This window comes from Rhodoblastus sp. (assembly GCF_019449565.1).
GTDB lineage: Bacteria > Pseudomonadota > Alphaproteobacteria > Rhizobiales > Beijerinckiaceae > Rhodoblastus.
Genome location: NZ_JAGRPM010000025.1, coordinates 47609 through 61338 on the forward strand (window position 1 = coordinate 47609; position 13730 = coordinate 61338).

General features: G+C 63.6%; 16 protein-coding genes. 10 read left to right on the forward strand and 6 right to left on the reverse strand.

All coding sequences use genetic code 11. The annotated features are described in order from the left end of the window. A complete protein-coding gene (gene murI, locus QZ409_RS05820; protein ID WP_296707765.1) occupies nucleotides 1-825 on the reverse strand; it encodes a glutamate racemase in 825 nt (274 codons plus the stop codon). 356 nt (nucleotides 826-1181) lie between these two features. Between murI and rpsD the strand changes: the two genes are divergently transcribed. Together rpsD and QZ409_RS05830 are read left to right on the forward strand one after the other, a co-directional pair. Then, entirely contained in the window at nucleotides 1182-1799 is a 618-nt protein-coding gene (rpsD, locus tag QZ409_RS05825; RefSeq protein WP_296707768.1) for a 30S ribosomal protein S4, read from the forward strand. A gap of 206 nt (nucleotides 1800-2005) precedes the next feature. Further along, nucleotides 2006-2203, forward strand: a complete 198-nt coding sequence (locus QZ409_RS05830; protein ID WP_296707770.1) for a hypothetical protein — start codon at nucleotides 2006-2008, stop codon at nucleotides 2201-2203. Between the two features lie 156 nt (nucleotides 2204-2359). Here the strand turns inward: QZ409_RS05830 and QZ409_RS05835 are convergent, their stop codons facing one another. The 3 genes from QZ409_RS05835 to QZ409_RS05845 form a co-directional block, all read right to left on the reverse strand. Next, the gene (locus QZ409_RS05835; RefSeq protein WP_296707773.1) at nucleotides 2360-2926 is read right to left on the reverse strand and encodes an alpha/beta hydrolase; all 567 of its coding nucleotides are present in this window, start codon (nucleotides 2924-2926) and stop codon (nucleotides 2360-2362) included. Nucleotides 2927-3001: 75 nt separating this feature from the next. Then, nucleotides 3002-3238 (reverse strand): YbdD/YjiX family protein, encoded by a 237-nt coding sequence (locus QZ409_RS05840; RefSeq protein ID WP_296707774.1) that lies wholly within the window; start codon nucleotides 3236-3238, stop codon nucleotides 3002-3004. Next, complete coding sequence (locus tag QZ409_RS05845) at nucleotides 3204-5291, reverse strand: carbon starvation CstA family protein (protein ID WP_296707775.1); 2088 nt, start codon at nucleotides 5289-5291, stop codon at nucleotides 3204-3206. The genes QZ409_RS05840 and QZ409_RS05845 overlap by 35 nt, the downstream gene beginning before the upstream one ends. Nucleotides 5292-5545: 254 nt before the next feature. On the opposite strand from QZ409_RS05845, the gene QZ409_RS05850 reads away from it, so the two are divergent. The 4 genes from QZ409_RS05850 to QZ409_RS05865 all read left to right on the forward strand — a co-directional run bounded on the left by QZ409_RS05850 (nucleotide 5546) and on the right by QZ409_RS05865 (nucleotide 10854). Next, nucleotides 5546-6214 carry an HAD-IA family hydrolase gene (locus QZ409_RS05850; protein WP_296707778.1) on the forward strand — a complete coding sequence of 223 codons (669 nt, stop codon included), beginning with the start codon at nucleotides 5546-5548 and terminating at the stop codon, nucleotides 6212-6214. Beyond that, entirely contained in the window at nucleotides 6199-6996 is a 798-nt protein-coding gene (locus tag QZ409_RS05855; RefSeq protein ID WP_296707781.1) for an ATP12 family protein, read from the forward strand. The genes QZ409_RS05850 and QZ409_RS05855 overlap by 16 nt, the downstream gene beginning before the upstream one ends. Before the next feature lie 158 nt (nucleotides 6997-7154). Further along, complete coding sequence (locus QZ409_RS05860; protein WP_296707782.1) at nucleotides 7155-8690, forward strand: acyl-CoA carboxylase subunit beta; 1536 nt, start codon at nucleotides 7155-7157, stop codon at nucleotides 8688-8690. Nucleotides 8691-8892: 202 nt separating this feature from the next. Next, a complete protein-coding gene (locus QZ409_RS05865) occupies nucleotides 8893-10854 on the forward strand; it encodes an EAL domain-containing protein (protein ID WP_296707785.1) in 1962 nt (653 codons plus the stop codon). A gap of 24 nt (nucleotides 10855-10878) precedes the next feature. On the opposite strand, the gene QZ409_RS05870 is transcribed toward QZ409_RS05865, so the two are convergent. Next, nucleotides 10879-11733 carry a cell envelope integrity EipB family protein gene (locus tag QZ409_RS05870; RefSeq protein ID WP_296707788.1) on the reverse strand — a complete coding sequence of 285 codons (855 nt, stop codon included), beginning with the start codon at nucleotides 11731-11733 and terminating at the stop codon, nucleotides 10879-10881. Between QZ409_RS05870 and QZ409_RS05875 the strand changes: the two genes are divergently transcribed. From QZ409_RS05875 to QZ409_RS05890, 4 genes are read left to right on the forward strand one after another with little or no spacing between them, the layout of a single operon-like run. Further along, nucleotides 11732-11953 carry a hypothetical protein gene (locus QZ409_RS05875; RefSeq protein ID WP_296707790.1) on the forward strand — a complete coding sequence of 74 codons (222 nt, stop codon included), beginning with the start codon at nucleotides 11732-11734 and terminating at the stop codon, nucleotides 11951-11953. The genes QZ409_RS05870 and QZ409_RS05875 overlap by 2 nt on opposite strands. Further along, entirely contained in the window at nucleotides 11934-12419 is a 486-nt protein-coding gene (locus tag QZ409_RS05880; protein WP_296707793.1) for a RidA family protein, read from the forward strand. Before QZ409_RS05875 ends, QZ409_RS05880 begins: the two co-directional genes overlap by 20 nt. Further along, a complete protein-coding gene (locus QZ409_RS05885; RefSeq protein WP_296707796.1) occupies nucleotides 12416-13177 on the forward strand; it encodes a glycerophosphodiester phosphodiesterase family protein in 762 nt (253 codons plus the stop codon). Before QZ409_RS05880 ends, QZ409_RS05885 begins: the two co-directional genes overlap by 4 nt. Before the next feature lie 36 nt (nucleotides 13178-13213). Next, complete coding sequence (locus tag QZ409_RS05890) at nucleotides 13214-13474, forward strand: hypothetical protein (RefSeq protein WP_296707800.1); 261 nt, start codon at nucleotides 13214-13216, stop codon at nucleotides 13472-13474. A gap of 49 nt (nucleotides 13475-13523) precedes the next feature. Here QZ409_RS05890 and rpmG read toward each other — a convergent pair whose 3' ends face one another. Further along, complete coding sequence (gene rpmG, locus QZ409_RS05895; RefSeq protein WP_104506871.1) at nucleotides 13524-13691, reverse strand: 50S ribosomal protein L33; 168 nt, start codon at nucleotides 13689-13691, stop codon at nucleotides 13524-13526. Nucleotides 13692-13730: the final 39 nt, after the last annotated feature.

The following is a 13730-nucleotide window of genomic DNA, read 5'->3' on the forward strand; positions in this document are numbered from 1 at the left end:
TCAGGCCGAAGCGCGCGGGCGCGCCGCGCGCGCGACGCTCCGGCGCAGCACGTCGAGCGTCTTCAGCAGGCGCGGCTCGGGCGCGGCGCCGCTGGTAAAGATGAAATCGAAGCCGGCGTCGCGGATCTCGTGGAAGGGAAAGCGCTCCGACAGCACATGGTCGGCGCGCCGCGCAATGGCCGGGGCTGGGTCAATCCAGCGCACAGACCAGGGCGCCAGCCGTTTGAACGAGTCCAGCAGCAGCGGATAATGGGTGCAGGCGAGCACTACGGAATCGGTGTGGCGCCCGTCATGCCCGACAAAACAGGGCGCGATTTCCGCTGTGACATCGCCGTCGGCGACGCTCTCGCCCTGCATATAGGCTTCGGCGAGGCCGGCGAGTTTTTGCGAGCCGACCAGAGTGACTTCGCAATGGCCGGCGAATTTTCCGATCAGGTCGCGGGTATAATCGCGCGCCACCGTGCCGGGCGTGGCGAGAACCGAGATTAGCCGCGATTGCGAGGCTTCCGCCGCAGGCTTTATCGCCGGCACCGTCCCGACGAAGGGAATTTCCGGCCAGCGCGACCGTAGATGCGGCAAAACCAGTGTGGACGCGGTGTTGCAGGCGATCACCACGCAATCCGGCGCGCGGTCCGCGATGAGCCGCTCCATGGCGGCGAGCACGAGCGCCGTGACCTCGTCCTCGGCCTTTGGTCCATAGGGAAAGCCGAGATCGTCGGCGGCATAGACATAATCGGCGTCGGGGCGCTGCGCGGCGAGAGCGCGAAACACCGTCAGCCCGCCGAGGCCGGAATCGAATACGAGGATTTTGGGGCTGCGATTCATTGAAGCGGCGGCCAGAAGTTGCGAAGCCAGAGGACGCTTTTAGACTGAACAAAGCGTTAACGGCAAATCGGCTTCAGAACTGCGGCGCCGTAAGGTCCGTTGGCCTTGACGCGGGGCCGCGCGCCTTGTAGGAGACAGCTTCCTTCGCTTCGGTCCAAAAGCCGGAGCGCAGGCTCGCACCCGTGACCGTTCCCAACAGGCCTAAGGCCTTCATGGTGAGCCGTCTGTCGGCCCGGATTTTCCGGGCAGAGGAGGGGGCGTACTTCCCGCGCGGCGGGAGGACGCTTTTCCACGGCGCATTCATTTGCGTTCGCGTGACGCTGTCCTCATGCCGCATTCGAGTTTTGAGGACTTAGATGACCAAGCGTTCAGAAGCCAAGTATAAAATCGACCGCCGCATGGGCCAGAACATCTGGGGCCGCCCGAAGAGCCCGGTCAATCGCCGCGAATATGGCCCCGGCCAGCACGGCCAGCGCCGCAAGGGCAAGCTCTCGGACTTCGGCACCCAGCTCAAGGCCAAGCAGAAGCTCAAGGGCTATTACGGCAATATTTCCGAGAAGCAGTTCCGCAAATATTACGCCGAAGCGATCCGCATGAAGGGCGACTCCTCGGACAACCTGATCGGCCTGCTGGAGCGTCGCCTCGACGCCGTGGTCTATCGCGCCAAATTCGTGCCGACCGTGTTCGCCGCGCGCCAGTTCGTCAACCATGGCCATGTCAAGGTTAACGGCCGCCGCGTCAACATCGCCTCCTATCTCGTGAAGCCGGGCGATGTGATCGAGGTCAAGGAAGCCTCGCGCCAGCTCGTGATCGTGCTGGAATCGGTCGGCCTCTCCGAGCGCGACGTGCCGGACTTCTACGAGGTGGATCATTCCAAGATGACCGCCAAGCTGACCCGCATCCCGCTGCCGAGCGAAGTGCCCTATCCGGTCCAGATGGAGCCGAATCTGGTCATCGAATTCTATTCGCGCTGATCTTTTCTCGCGAAGTTTCAGATCTGGAAAGGCCGCCTTCGGGCGGCCTTTTTCGTTCTGCGGCCAAACGTCGCGGTGGGTCGCGCGATTGATTCACGTCAACGACTGAATCCGGACCCAGCGCGACCATCTTGCCGTCAGGCGAAGCGAGAGCGCGACGGCGATTGGGCTTTGACCGCTTCGCTCAAGGGTTTCGGGAGGCGATGATGACGAGATTGGCGGCTTTGTTGTGGATCATGGGCGGCACGGTGCTCGCGGGGGTGGCCGTACTCGTCGTTCTGATGATGCCTTCCCTTCAGGGCCAGGCTCTGCGGGTCATCCCGATCGCCGCGCTCATCGGCTATGCCGTCGGCATTCCGCTGGCTGTGGCCGCCGCGCGCGCCATCACCCACAAGGCTGGCTGATGACGCCCCTTCTGAGGCGCCGCGCCGACTGGCGCGCAGCGCGGCTGCGGCTGGCGCTCCTCCGCATCCTGAGTCCGCCGCGCCCCGTTCAGCGGCGCGGAAGGCAAGTCGCGGCTCCCGCCGTTAAACAAGTGGCGGCGTCAGCAATCAAATTGGTCACGGCGCCAATTTGGAAAAAAGCCCGGCCAGGCGCATCAGGCCTTCTGGCCAGGGACCGTGACCGCTCTCGGCGTTGATATGGCCGGCGTCGCCTGCGTCGGCCAGGTCCAGCCCCCATAATTGGGCGAGCCTTTCCGCATAAGAAAAATCCGCGAAGGCGTCGCTGCGGCTGGCGACAATCACACCGGGCACTCCCAGCGCCGCTTGCGGCGCTTTTTCTTTGAAGCGCGGGTCGATGAGGCCCGGGGGCAAAGCTGCGGCGGCCGGGTCGGGCGGCGCGACCAGAAAGGCCGCGGCGATTTTCTCGGGTGTCGAAGTTTCCGCTATGGCGCTGGCGGCGGCGATGGAGCCCAGGCTATGTCCGACCAGCGCGATGGGGCGACGGGCGGCGTCGATCTCGCGCAGGATATTTGCGATCCAGTCGTCGCGGTCGGGTTGAAGCCAGTCCCCCTGCTCGACGAGGCGGGCTGTGGAGAGCTTTTGCGCCCAGCGGCTTTGCCAATGATCGGGGCCGGAGCCGCCGAGGCCGGGAATGATGAGAATGTCGAGGTCTGAAACGCGCATGGCCCAGATGTAATGAGAGCCGGCGCTTTTGGGAAGCGCCGGCTCGATGAATGTGGCGGAGAAGCTTCGGCGGCTTCAGCAGCAGCGGAAGCCGCCGGTCGCGATGCCGCCGCCGAAGCGCCGGTCCTCGCGATTGCGGAAGAACTCCTTGCGGGTCATCGCGGCGACGCCGGGATGGTTCAGCGTCCAATGCGCCAGATAGGCGTCATAATCGGGCTGGCCGATCATGAGAGACGCCGTCTGCCGCAATTTGCGGCCGACATCGCGGCCAATGCCCTTAAGCCTTGAGGGACTGCAATCCAGACAGATCATCGCCCACCTCCCGGGTCGTGGCGTTGGGATTCGAATAGGCCTTGCGGATGGTCGCGAAGCCCGCGACGATCATGGCCAGCACCACCGCGACGAAAATGGCGGTGAGGCCGGCGTCGACGTAATCATTGGTGATCACGCGGGCCATTTCCTCGACATTCTTGGCAGGGGCGAGCACCTTGCCCTCGGCGAGCGCGTCCGAGAATTTCCGGGCGTGGGAGAGGAAGCCGATGGCCGGATTGGCGTCGAACAGCTTCTGCCAGCCCGCCGTCAGCGTGCAGACGAGCAGCCAGAACGTCGGCAGGATGGTGATCCAGGCGAAGCGCTCGCGCTTCATCTTGAACAGCACCGACGTGCAGAGGATCAGCGCGATCGCGGCCAGCATCTGGTTGGAGATGCCGAACAGCGGCCACAAGGTATTGATGCCGCCGAGCGGATCGACAACGCCCTGATAGAGGAAATAGCCCCAGCCCGAGACCGCCAGCGCCGTGGCGATCAGATTCGCGCCCCAGTTCTGGGTCTGCGCCATGGTCGGCACGAAATGGCCGAGCAAGTCCTGGATCATGAAGCGAGCGACGCGGGTGCCGGCGTCGACCGTGGTCAGGATGAACAGGGCCTCGAACAGGATGGCGAAATGATACCAGAACGCCTTCATGGCCGAGCCGCCCAGGAAGCCTGAGAGGATATGCGCCATGCCGACCGCGAGGGTGGGAGCGCCGCCCGCGCGCGACAGGATGGTGCTTTCACCCACTTCCTTCGCCGCAGTGGTCAGTACGTCGGGCGTGATTGCGAAGCCCCAGGACGTGATCGTCTGGGCGGCCTGTTCGGCCGTCGTGCCGATCACGCCCGGCGCGGAGTTCATGGCGTAATAGACGCCGGGCTCCAGCACGCTGGCGGCGATCAGGGCCATGAGGCCGACGAAGCTTTCCATGAGCATCGCGCCATAGCCGATGAAGCGCATTTCGCTTTCGCGCATCACCATTTTCGGCGTGGTGCCGGACGCGATCAGGGCGTGGAAGCCCGAAACGGCGCCGCAGGCGATGGTGATGAACAAGAAGGGGAACAGCGCGCCCTTGAAGACCGGGCCCGTGCCATCAATGAATTTGGTCACGGCCGGCATTTTCAGATCGGGCATGACGATGGCGATGCCGATGGCGAGACCGAGGATCGTGCCGATCTTGAGGAAGGTCGAGAGATAGTCGCGCGGGGCCAGCAGCAGCCAGACCGGCAGCACCGAGGCCACGAAGCCATAGGCGATCAGCATCAGCGCGAGTTCTTCGCCCTTGAACGTGAACAGCGGGGCGAGCGTCGGGCTTTCGGAGACCGTCTGGCCGAACAGAATGCCGGCGATCAGCAGCACGAAGCCGATGATCGACATTTCTGCGATCTGGCCGGGCCGGATGAAGCGGCTGTAGACGCCCATGAGAAGCGCGGTCGGCAGTGTCGAGAAGACCGTGAACGTGCCCCATGGGCTGCCCGCGAGCGCCTTGACCACCACGAGCGCGAGCACGGCGAGCAGAATAATCATGATCGCCAGCACGCCGAATTGCGCGATGAGGCCGGCGGTCTCGCCCATCTCGGTCTTGATCAGATCGCCCAGAGAACGGCCGTCGCGGCGAACCGAGATGAACAGGACGACGAAATCCTGCACGGCGCCGGCGAAGACCACGCCGGTGAGCAGCCAGAGCGTGCCGGGCAGATAGCCCATCTGCGCGGCGAGCACGGGTCCGACCAGCGGGCCGGCGCCGGCGATGGCCGCAAAATGATGGCCGAACACCACATATTTGTCAGTCGGGACGTAATCGAGGCCGTCATTGCGGCGCACGGCGGGCGTCGGGCGCGAATCATCCAGGACCAGCGCCTGTTCCGCGATGAACCTGCTGTAGAAGCGATAGGCGATCAGATAGACGCAGACCGCCGAGGTGACGAGCCACAAGGCGTTGATGGTTTCGCCACGATGGAGGGCGACGGTTCCCAACGAAAAAGCGCCGATGAGAGCGACGGCTAACCAGCCCAGCCACGCGGCGGGGCCGCTGGCGCGCGTTTGTGCGTTCATGTCATTCCTCCCTCGCGACCCGCGTCAAGGACGGGCGCTTTTCATTCTTGGCGAACGCATCGAGGCGGAGCCAATTGTAACGAGACAATGTAAAGCCGTTTTTTTTCGTTTCGCAACAATTTGAAAGTCTAATAACGCCGCAGCCCGCGTTGGCCCGATTGGCGCGGCGCGCGCCCGGGTCTATAAGGTCGAAAGGCGCGCAGAACGCTCCCGGCGCGGCGACGCCGGACAAGGCTAAGACTGGGGAGGCGACCATGAAACTCTTTGTGTTCGACGTCGACGGAACGCTCGTCGACAGCCAGAACCTTATCGTCGAGGCTCAGGGCAGGGCTTTCGCTTCTCTCGGCCTTCCGGCGCCCTCGCGCGAGCGCGCGCTCTCGGTCGTCGGCCTGTCTTTGGTCGAGGCGTTCAATGCGTTGACGGACGGAGAGGGGCCGAGCGATCTGCTCGCTCAGGCCTATAAGGAGGCTTGGCGGCAACTGCGGACGCAGCCCGGCTTTCATGATCCGCTCTATCCCGGGGCGCAAGATCTGCTGACCGAACTTGCGGCGCGCGAGGATTGCCTGATCGGCCTCGCCACCGGCAAGTCGCGCGCAGGCGTCAAGAGCCTGTGCGAGCGCCATGGCTGGCATGATCTGTTCGCCACGATCCAGACTGCGGACGACGCTCCGTCGAAGCCCGCGCCGGACATGTTCCTGCGCGCGCTCGCCGAAACCGGCCTGTCGCCGCGCGACGCCTGCATGATCGGCGACACCACATTCGATATGGCCATGGCCCATTCCGCCGGCGCCCACGCCATCGGCGTCGCCTGGGGCTACCATCGCCATGACAAGCTGACAAAGGCGGGCGCCAAGCAAATCGTGTCGGATTTCCCGGCGCTCCGCGAGGTTCTGGAAGAGTTTCTGCAATGCGTGACGATCTAAGCGCGATCTTCGTCGAGGACGGCGAACGCAATCCGTTGAAATCCGCGCAGCGGGACATGAAGCGTCCGCTGCCCAAGAAATTCTATTCCGAAGTCTCGGTCATCCCGCAGGGCGAGGGCTTTGGAATCGCGCTGGACGGCAAGCCCGTGCGCACGCCAGGCCGCGCGCCGCTCATCGCGCCCACCCGCGCGCTGGCCGAGGCCGTGGCCGAGGAATGGCGCCGTCAGGGCGCGGAGATCAACCCGGCGGACATGCCGCTCACGCGCATGGTCAATACGGCGATCGACGGCGTGGCGCGGGAAATGGCGGCGACGGCGGCGGAGATTACCAAATTCGCAGGCTCCGATCTGGTCTGCTACCGCGCGGGCGCTCCCGAGGGGCTCGTGTCGGAGCAGGAGGCCGCATGGTCGCCGGTACTCGGTCATTTCCGCGACCGGCATGGCGCCCGCTTCGTCTGCGCCGAGGGCGTGATGTTCGTGTCGCAGCCCGCTGAATCCGTTGCGGCGGTTGAGGCGCTGGTCGCGCGCGAGGCGGCGCGGCCCGATGGAGCACTGCGATTGACGGCGCTTCACACCATGACCACGCTGACCGGCTCGGTCCTGATCGCCTTGGCCCTGATCGAAGGCGTGATCGGCTTCGACGCCGCCTGGAGCGCGGCTCATGTCGACGAGGACCATCAGGCGCGGTTCTGGGGCGCGGACGAGGAGGCTTCGGCCCGTCGCGCCGGCCGCCTCAAGGAAATGCGCGCGGCCTATGAGCTTTACGCCGCCCTGTCGGCGTGAGAGCCTGTCGGCGCTCCGGCGGGCGGCTGGGCAGGCGAACGCATTATCCGAATGGATTTCATCCTTTCGTCACGTTGCGGGTTCCGGCTCCAAAAAAGCCGTGCTAAACCCGGGCCAACGTTTTTTGCGGCGCACTCCGCCAAGACCGGGAAGTCTCCATGAAACACATTCTCGAAATCCTCGACGATCGCCGCGAAGGCGCGCGCCTCGGCGGCGGCCAGAAGCGTATCGACGCGCAGCACGCCCGGGGCAAGCTCACCGCCCGCGAACGCATCGAACTGCTGCTCGATCATAATTCGTTCGAGGAATTCGACATGTTCGTGCAGCATCGCTGCGTCGATTTCGGCATGGACCAGGGCGAAAAAATCCCCGGCGACGGCGTCGTCACCGGTTGGGGCACGATCAACGGCCGCGTCGTCTATGTCTTCGCCAAGGACTTCACCGTGCTCGGCGGCTCGCTGTCCGAAACCCATGCGGCGAAGATCACCAAGATCCAGGACATGGCCCTGCGCAACCGCGCGCCGATCATCGGCCTGTTCGACGCCGGCGGCGCCCGCATTCAGGAGGGCGTCGCGGCGCTCGGCGGTTATGGCGAGGTGTTCCAGCGCAATGTGCTGGCCTCGGGCGTCATCCCGCAGATTTCCGTCATCATGGGCCCCTGCGCTGGCGGCGACGTTTATTCCCCGGCGATGACCGACTTCATCTTCATGGTGAAGGAGACGAGCTACATGTTCGTCACCGGCCCGGACGTGGTGAAGACCGTCACCAACGAGACGGTGACGGCGGAAGAACTCGGCGGCGCTTCGGTCCACACGACCAAGAGCTCGATCGCCGACAAGGGTTATGACAATGACGTCGAGGCGCTGCTGCAGATGCGCCGCCTGATCGACTTCCTGCCGTCCTCCAATACCGACGAAGTTCCGGAATGGCCGACCTTCGATCAGGACGACCGCTACGACATGTCGCTCAACACCCTGATTCCGGACAATCCCAACAAGCCCTATGACGTCAAGGAACTGATCACGAAAGTGGTCGACGAGGGCGATTTCTTCGAAATTCAGGAAGCCCACGCGAAAAATATCGTCGTCGGCTTCGGCCGTTTCGACGGCCGCACCGCCGGCATTGTCGCCAACCAGCCTTTGGTTCTGGCCGGCGTGCTGGATTCCGACGCCTCGCGCAAGGCGGCGCGTTTCGTGCGCTTCTGCGACGCCTTCAACATTCCGATCGTCACCTTTGTGGACGTGCCCGGCTTCCTGCCCGGCACCGCGCAGGAATATGGCGGCCTCATCAAGCACGGAGCCAAGCTGCTGTTCGCCTATGGCGAAGCCACCGTGCCGAAGATCACCGTCATCACGCGCAAGGCCTTCGGCGGCGCCTATGACGTTATGGCCTCGAAACATCTGCGCGGCGATGTCAATTACGCCTGGCCGACGGCGCAGATCGCGGTGATGGGCGCCAAGGGCGCGGTCGAGATCATCTTCCGCCAGGACATTGGCGACGCCGAGAAGATCGCCGAGCGCACCAAGGAATATGAAGACCGCTTCCTCTCGCCCTTCGTCGCCGCCGAACGCGGCTATATCGACGAGGTGATCCAGCCCTATGGCACGCGCAAGCGCGTCGCGCGCGCCCTGGCCATGCTGCGCCACAAGGAACTGGAAAATCCCTGGAAGAAGCACGACAACATTCCGCTTTAAGCGCGGTCCCGACGAGACATCGGTGAAAATCACAAGGCCTCCCGCCGCAAGCGGGAGGCCTTTCGTTATATTGCCAGGTCGTGAACGGCGGGGCGGGGTCGCCGTAAGGTAAGTTTAAGCGGTTCCAGTTAAGACTATGCGTTCGTCGCATTGGGTGGCTTCCAGGCCCTTTCGGGCCGCCACCTGGCAAATTGGATCGTTCATGCTGGTGTTGCCTTCTTTGCTGGACGGTTGGCGTCGAACGCCGGTGGCGGGCATAGAGCAAGAGCTCGACCTGGCGCGCCTTTCAATCCTGATTGCGAACCTGCCGCTGCTTTACGGCGTGATTTGCGTTCACATCGTTGTAACGGCTTATAGTTTTTCCGGCGTGGCGCCGCGGGCCCTCGTTTATGGCCTGCCCCTGGCTTTCATTCTTTTCGCCCTTGTCCGGGCGGTTCATTTCATGCGCCTGCGGAGGTTCATCCCGGTCGATGGGCGCGTTGCGCATGACATGCTGCGCATTGTTCAGTTCATCGCTGTCGGGTTCGGCACGCTCGGCACGGCCTGGATGGTCGCGCTCTATCTTTATGGCGATAGCGCGCTGCGCAGCCAGCTCGTCTTTTCCGTGGTCATCACGAACATGATCTGCAGCTACATCCTCGGGCAATTGCCCCGGGTTGCGCTGACGCTCGCGGGGATCTCGATGCCCGGTTTCCTGCTTCTGCTCATGCTGACCGGTGGGCCGGATGCGCCTGTCATCGCGATGAACCTCGGCCTCGTCGGCCTTTTCCTCGCCTATATCGTGATGGTGTCGGCGCGAGATTTCGAGAAGATGGTCGCGGCGAAACTTCACGCCGTCGAACTGGCCGAGGAAAATCGACTCCTCGCCAATACGGACAGCCTGACCGGACTGCCCAACCGGCGCGAGTTCTTCGAGCGTCTTGAGTGCGCGATCCGCGAGGAGGGCGAGCAAGGCGCTCTGGTCATGGGCGTGATCGACCTCGACGGCTTCAAGCCGATCAACGATCTCTACGGCCATGCTATCGGCGACTGCGTCCTGCGGGAATGCGCGGCTCGGCTCCAGATATTCGCAAGCGGCGGGACGACCATCGCGCGCCTCGGCGGCGACGAGTTCGCTATCTTCACGCGTGGCTGCTTCGAGGAGAGCGATATCCTGCGGCTCGGCGAAGAGGTCTGTGCCGCGCTGCGCGCGCCATTGCGTTTCGCCGATATCCACGCCGGGGTGTCGGCCTCGATCGGCTTCGCGCGCTATCCTCAGGATGCGATGGATGGGCACCATCTCTATGAGCGGGCCGATTACGCGCTTTATTTCGGCAAGCAGAACCATCGCGGCGCCGCCGTGCTGTTTTCGTCCGAACATGAAAGCAAGATGCTGCTCAATGCGCGGATCGAGCAGGCCCTGCGCAAGGCGGATTTCGAGCAGGAGCTGACGATCCGGTTCCAGCCGCTGCTGCATGTCGCGACGCGAAGGATTGTCGCCTTTGAGGCGCTGGCGCGATGGACCAGCCCGGATCTTGGCGATGTGAGCCCCGAAGACTTCATTCCGGTTGCGGAATCAGGCGAGCTGATCCATGCGATCACGCGCGCGGCCTTGCGGAAGGCGCTGCGCGCAGCCCGGAACTGGCCGCACGACATCAAGCTGAGCTTCAATATCTCCATCCGCGATCTGGTTTCGCAGCGCGCCCTGACGCAGATCATGACGCTGATCGAGGGCAGCGGATTCGATCCGTCCCGCCTCGATATCGAGGTCACCGAAACGGCGCTGGTCGCGGATTTCGAAAGGGCGGCGGCGGCGATCGCCCAGCTCAAGAGGATGGGCGTCAATATTTCGCTGGACGATTTCGGCGCCGGCCATTCGAGCCTCGCCTATATTCATCGCCTGCCGCTGGACATGATCAAGATCGATCGCAGTTTCGTTCAGGAAATGCATGTGAACAGCATTGCCCGCGATATCGTCCGGTCGATGATCGGCCTTTGCGCCAATCTGAACCTCGATTGCGTGACCGAAGGAGTCGAGACGCAGGAGCAGTTCGACCTGCTGCGCGGCTTCGGCGGCACCTTCGTTCAGGGCTTTCTGTTTTGCCGCCCGGTCCCCGAAGATGAAGTCGCCGGCGTGATCGAGCAATACCGTCCCGGATGCGCGGGCCAGGCGCTCAGCGCCTGACGGACGCAGTTTCGCCGTGCGGCTTCAGCGGCGGCACTTCGTCGCCGGTGGGAATTCGATTCGGGTGAGTTCGCCGCTGAGGACGAAATCGCCATAATCGAGCTTCAGTCCGGAAGACACGCCGTTCTCATAGAGGTTGAACGACAGCACATAATCCGGGGCGCCATCGCGCTTTTCGGGTGAGAAATAGGCCGCCGCCACCGGCCAGCGCGTCAGGCGGCGCAATTCCGGGATCTGGGCGCCCTTGTCGCCGTCGGGCTCCTGCCGGGGCTTGCCGATCACCGTCGTGACGTCGAGAATTTTTCGTCCGTCGTCCGAGGCGTCATAGACACGGGCCAGCAGGATTTTTTCGCCGCGCCGCGCGGCGGCGATGACCTTCTCTATGAGCTGGGTCGGAAAGAGGACGTCGGCCTGGGCGTCGAGACGGAAGGGTTCCGGGCGTTTCAAGGCGATGGAGACGCCTCGGGCGCCGCGCGCGGCATGGCCGTCGACCTCGGAGCCCTTGCCAAGCGCCCCGAGGATGTTGAAGCGGAAATCGGCGCCCCTGGCGTCTTCATAAGTGGTCGAGCGTGTTTCGGTGGTCCGCATTTCGCCCTCACTGGGCTCAAGATCGAGCACCTGACGCAAAGTCTGGGCATATCCTTCGCAAGCCGAATCGAACGAGAACGCGATGCCTCCGCTCGCGCTCGCCGGGGCCTTGGTCCCCGCGCCCTCGAGCAGACGCAGATCGTAAAGCGCCTTGTGGCTCGCCAGTGCGGATCCGGCGACGGATGGCGGCAGCGGCTGGCACTGGCCAGGAACGGAGAGAAAGGCGCTCAACAGGGTTGCGAACAAGGCGGGGCAGGCGCGGGAGGCCGAAGCCGGAACTTTCAAAAACATGGATTCAAGCTTCACGAGAGGATTCGCTGGTCAGCCAGCCGGGCTCCAGTCCATTGTTGCCGGAAGGCTGTGGCGAAACTACGATGATTCACGCCGTCGGGCACTGGAAAAGACGACGGCGGCCGCGCCGAAGCTCGGCCCGCTCAGCCTTGGCCAGTCGAAGGTTGAACTCATGATTTTGGACGCGAAAGGAAAATGGAATGGCGCAGATCGGCGGTGAGATCGAGCAGAGGCTCAAGACGCTGGGGGTCACGCTGCCGCAACCCGCCGCGCCGATCGCCAATTATGTCCCGGCCGTCGTCACCGGCCGCCTGCTGTTCGTCTCCGGGCAGTTGCCCTTCGGCGCCGATGGGACGCTTGCGCCCGCCCATGTCGGCAGCGTCGGGCGCGTGGTTTCGGAGCAGGACGCCGTGAAGGCTGCGGCGCTGTCCGCGCTGAATTGTCTTGCCCAGGCCAAGTTGCATCTCGGCGATCTCGCCCGCATCAGCCGCTGCGTTCGACTCGGCGGCTTCATCCATTGCGATGCGGATTTCACGCGGCTGGCGGCCGTGATGAACGGAGCCTCGGATTTGATCGGAACCGCATTGGCTGAATTCGGCGCCCACGCGCGCTCGACCATCGGCGTCGCGCAATTGCCGCTGGGCGCCTGTGTCGAGGTTGAAGCGATTTTCGAAATCGCGGAATGACGAGCCCTTGCGTTCCCGACTTTTCCTGGCTGGTCGGGCGCCCGATCGCTCATCGCGGCCTGCATGATCTGTCGCGCGGACGGGTCGAGAATTCGATCGGCGCGGCGCGTGAGGCGGTCGCTCACGGCTATGGGATCGAATGCGATCTGCGCCTGTCGCGCGATGGCAAGGTTTTCGTCTTCCATGATGATTCCCTGGAGCGATTGACCGAGGCGCAGGGGCCTTTTGCAGCGCGCGACGCCAATGAGCTGGAACAGATCGCCTTCCGCGAAGGCGGCGAAGCGATCCCGACGCTGGAGCAATGGCTGGCGGCGGTTGACGGCGCCGTCCCTCTGATTCTCGAACTCAAGAGCGATTTTTCGGGCGATATCGCTCTGGCGCTCGCCGCCGCCGCCGCGCTCGGCGCCTATTCCGGTACGGTGGCGCTCAAAAGTTTCGATCCGGCGCTGATCGCGGCCTTGCGCGGGCAGGAAAGTCCATGGCCGCTCGGAATCGTCGCGCAGAGCGATTACGATGACGGGGAGTTCAGCGGCCTTCCGCCGAGCCTGCGGCAGAGCCTGACACGCTTCACCCACGCGCCCGAGACGAGGCCCGATTTCCTGTCATGGCGGGCCTCCGATCTGCCCGTGGCGGTCACGGCCTTCGCCCGCGCCTGCGCGGGAACGCCAGTGATGACCTGGACGATTCGCTCGCCGGAACAGGCGGAGGTCGCGCGGCGTCACGCCGACCAGATTATTTTCGAAGGTTTTTTCGCTTGAGCGCAGCCGCAGATTTTCGGCGCGAGGTCATTTGGAATGACGGAGAATTTCGAAGATTTCGGCGACTGGAGTATCGGGAGCCGGCGCTATGCCTATGACACTTCATTCTGGCTGCGGCTGGGTTTGGACGAATTGCTTGGCTCGGGGCTTGGCCCTCCGATTCCTGTGGACCTGATCTATGTCATGAGAAATCGGATCACAGGCGAAGAGCGCACGATCCGTCTATCGGGCGATCACAAGCCTGAGGACTTGCGCGTTGCGATCGCCGCGCAAACGCTAGGGACGGAGAAGTCATAAAAACGAAAAAAGCCGCCCGAAGGCGGCTTTGAAGGAAAAAGTTCAAGCCTTACTTGATCTTGGTTTCCTTGAACTCGACGTGCTTGCGCGCGACGGGGTCATATTTCTTGAACGCCAGCTTGTCGGTCTTGGTGCGGGCGTTTTTCTTGGTGACGTAGAAAAAGCCGGTGTCGGCGGTCGACAGCAGCTTGATTTTGATCGTGGCGGCCTTGGCCATGGCTTTAAACCTTGCAAGCGGAACTGGCGTCGCATCCTG

Excerpts from the sequence above, each read along its gene's own strand:
- QZ409_RS05835 (WP_296707773.1), bottom strand. The coding sequence starts at position 2,926 with ATGCGCGTTTCAGACCTCGACATTCTCATCATTCCCGGCCTCGGCGGC.
- QZ409_RS05875 (WP_296707790.1), top strand. The coding sequence starts at position 11,732 with ATGGATTCAAGCTTCACGAGAGGATTCGCTGGTCAGCCAGCCGGGCTC.
- QZ409_RS05865 (WP_296707785.1), top strand. The coding sequence starts at position 8,893 with ATGCTGGTGTTGCCTTCTTTGCTGGACGGTTGGCGTCGAACGCCGGTG.
- QZ409_RS05850 (WP_296707778.1), top strand. The coding sequence starts at position 5,546 with ATGAAACTCTTTGTGTTCGACGTCGACGGAACGCTCGTCGACAGCCAG.
- QZ409_RS05840 (WP_296707774.1), bottom strand. The coding sequence starts at position 3,238 with ATGATCTGTCTGGATTGCAGTCCCTCAAGGCTTAAGGGCATTGGCCGC.
- QZ409_RS05870 (WP_296707788.1), bottom strand. The coding sequence starts at position 11,733 with ATGTTTTTGAAAGTTCCGGCTTCGGCCTCCCGCGCCTGCCCCGCCTTG.
- QZ409_RS05890 (WP_296707800.1), top strand. The coding sequence starts at position 13,214 with ATGACGGAGAATTTCGAAGATTTCGGCGACTGGAGTATCGGGAGCCGG.
- QZ409_RS05830 (WP_296707770.1), top strand. The coding sequence starts at position 2,006 with ATGACGAGATTGGCGGCTTTGTTGTGGATCATGGGCGGCACGGTGCTC.
- QZ409_RS05885 (WP_296707796.1), top strand. The coding sequence starts at position 12,416 with ATGACGAGCCCTTGCGTTCCCGACTTTTCCTGGCTGGTCGGGCGCCCG.
- QZ409_RS05855 (WP_296707781.1), top strand. The coding sequence starts at position 6,199 with ATGCGTGACGATCTAAGCGCGATCTTCGTCGAGGACGGCGAACGCAAT.
- QZ409_RS05860 (WP_296707782.1), top strand. The coding sequence starts at position 7,155 with ATGAAACACATTCTCGAAATCCTCGACGATCGCCGCGAAGGCGCGCGC.
- QZ409_RS05845 (WP_296707775.1), bottom strand. The coding sequence starts at position 5,291 with ATGAACGCACAAACGCGCGCCAGCGGCCCCGCCGCGTGGCTGGGCTGG.
- QZ409_RS05880 (WP_296707793.1), top strand. The coding sequence starts at position 11,934 with ATGGCGCAGATCGGCGGTGAGATCGAGCAGAGGCTCAAGACGCTGGGG.
- murI (WP_296707765.1), bottom strand. The coding sequence starts at position 825 with ATGAATCGCAGCCCCAAAATCCTCGTATTCGATTCCGGCCTCGGCGGG.
- rpmG (WP_104506871.1), bottom strand. The coding sequence starts at position 13,691 with ATGGCCAAGGCCGCCACGATCAAAATCAAGCTGCTGTCGACCGCCGAC.
- rpsD (WP_296707768.1), top strand. The coding sequence starts at position 1,182 with ATGACCAAGCGTTCAGAAGCCAAGTATAAAATCGACCGCCGCATGGGC.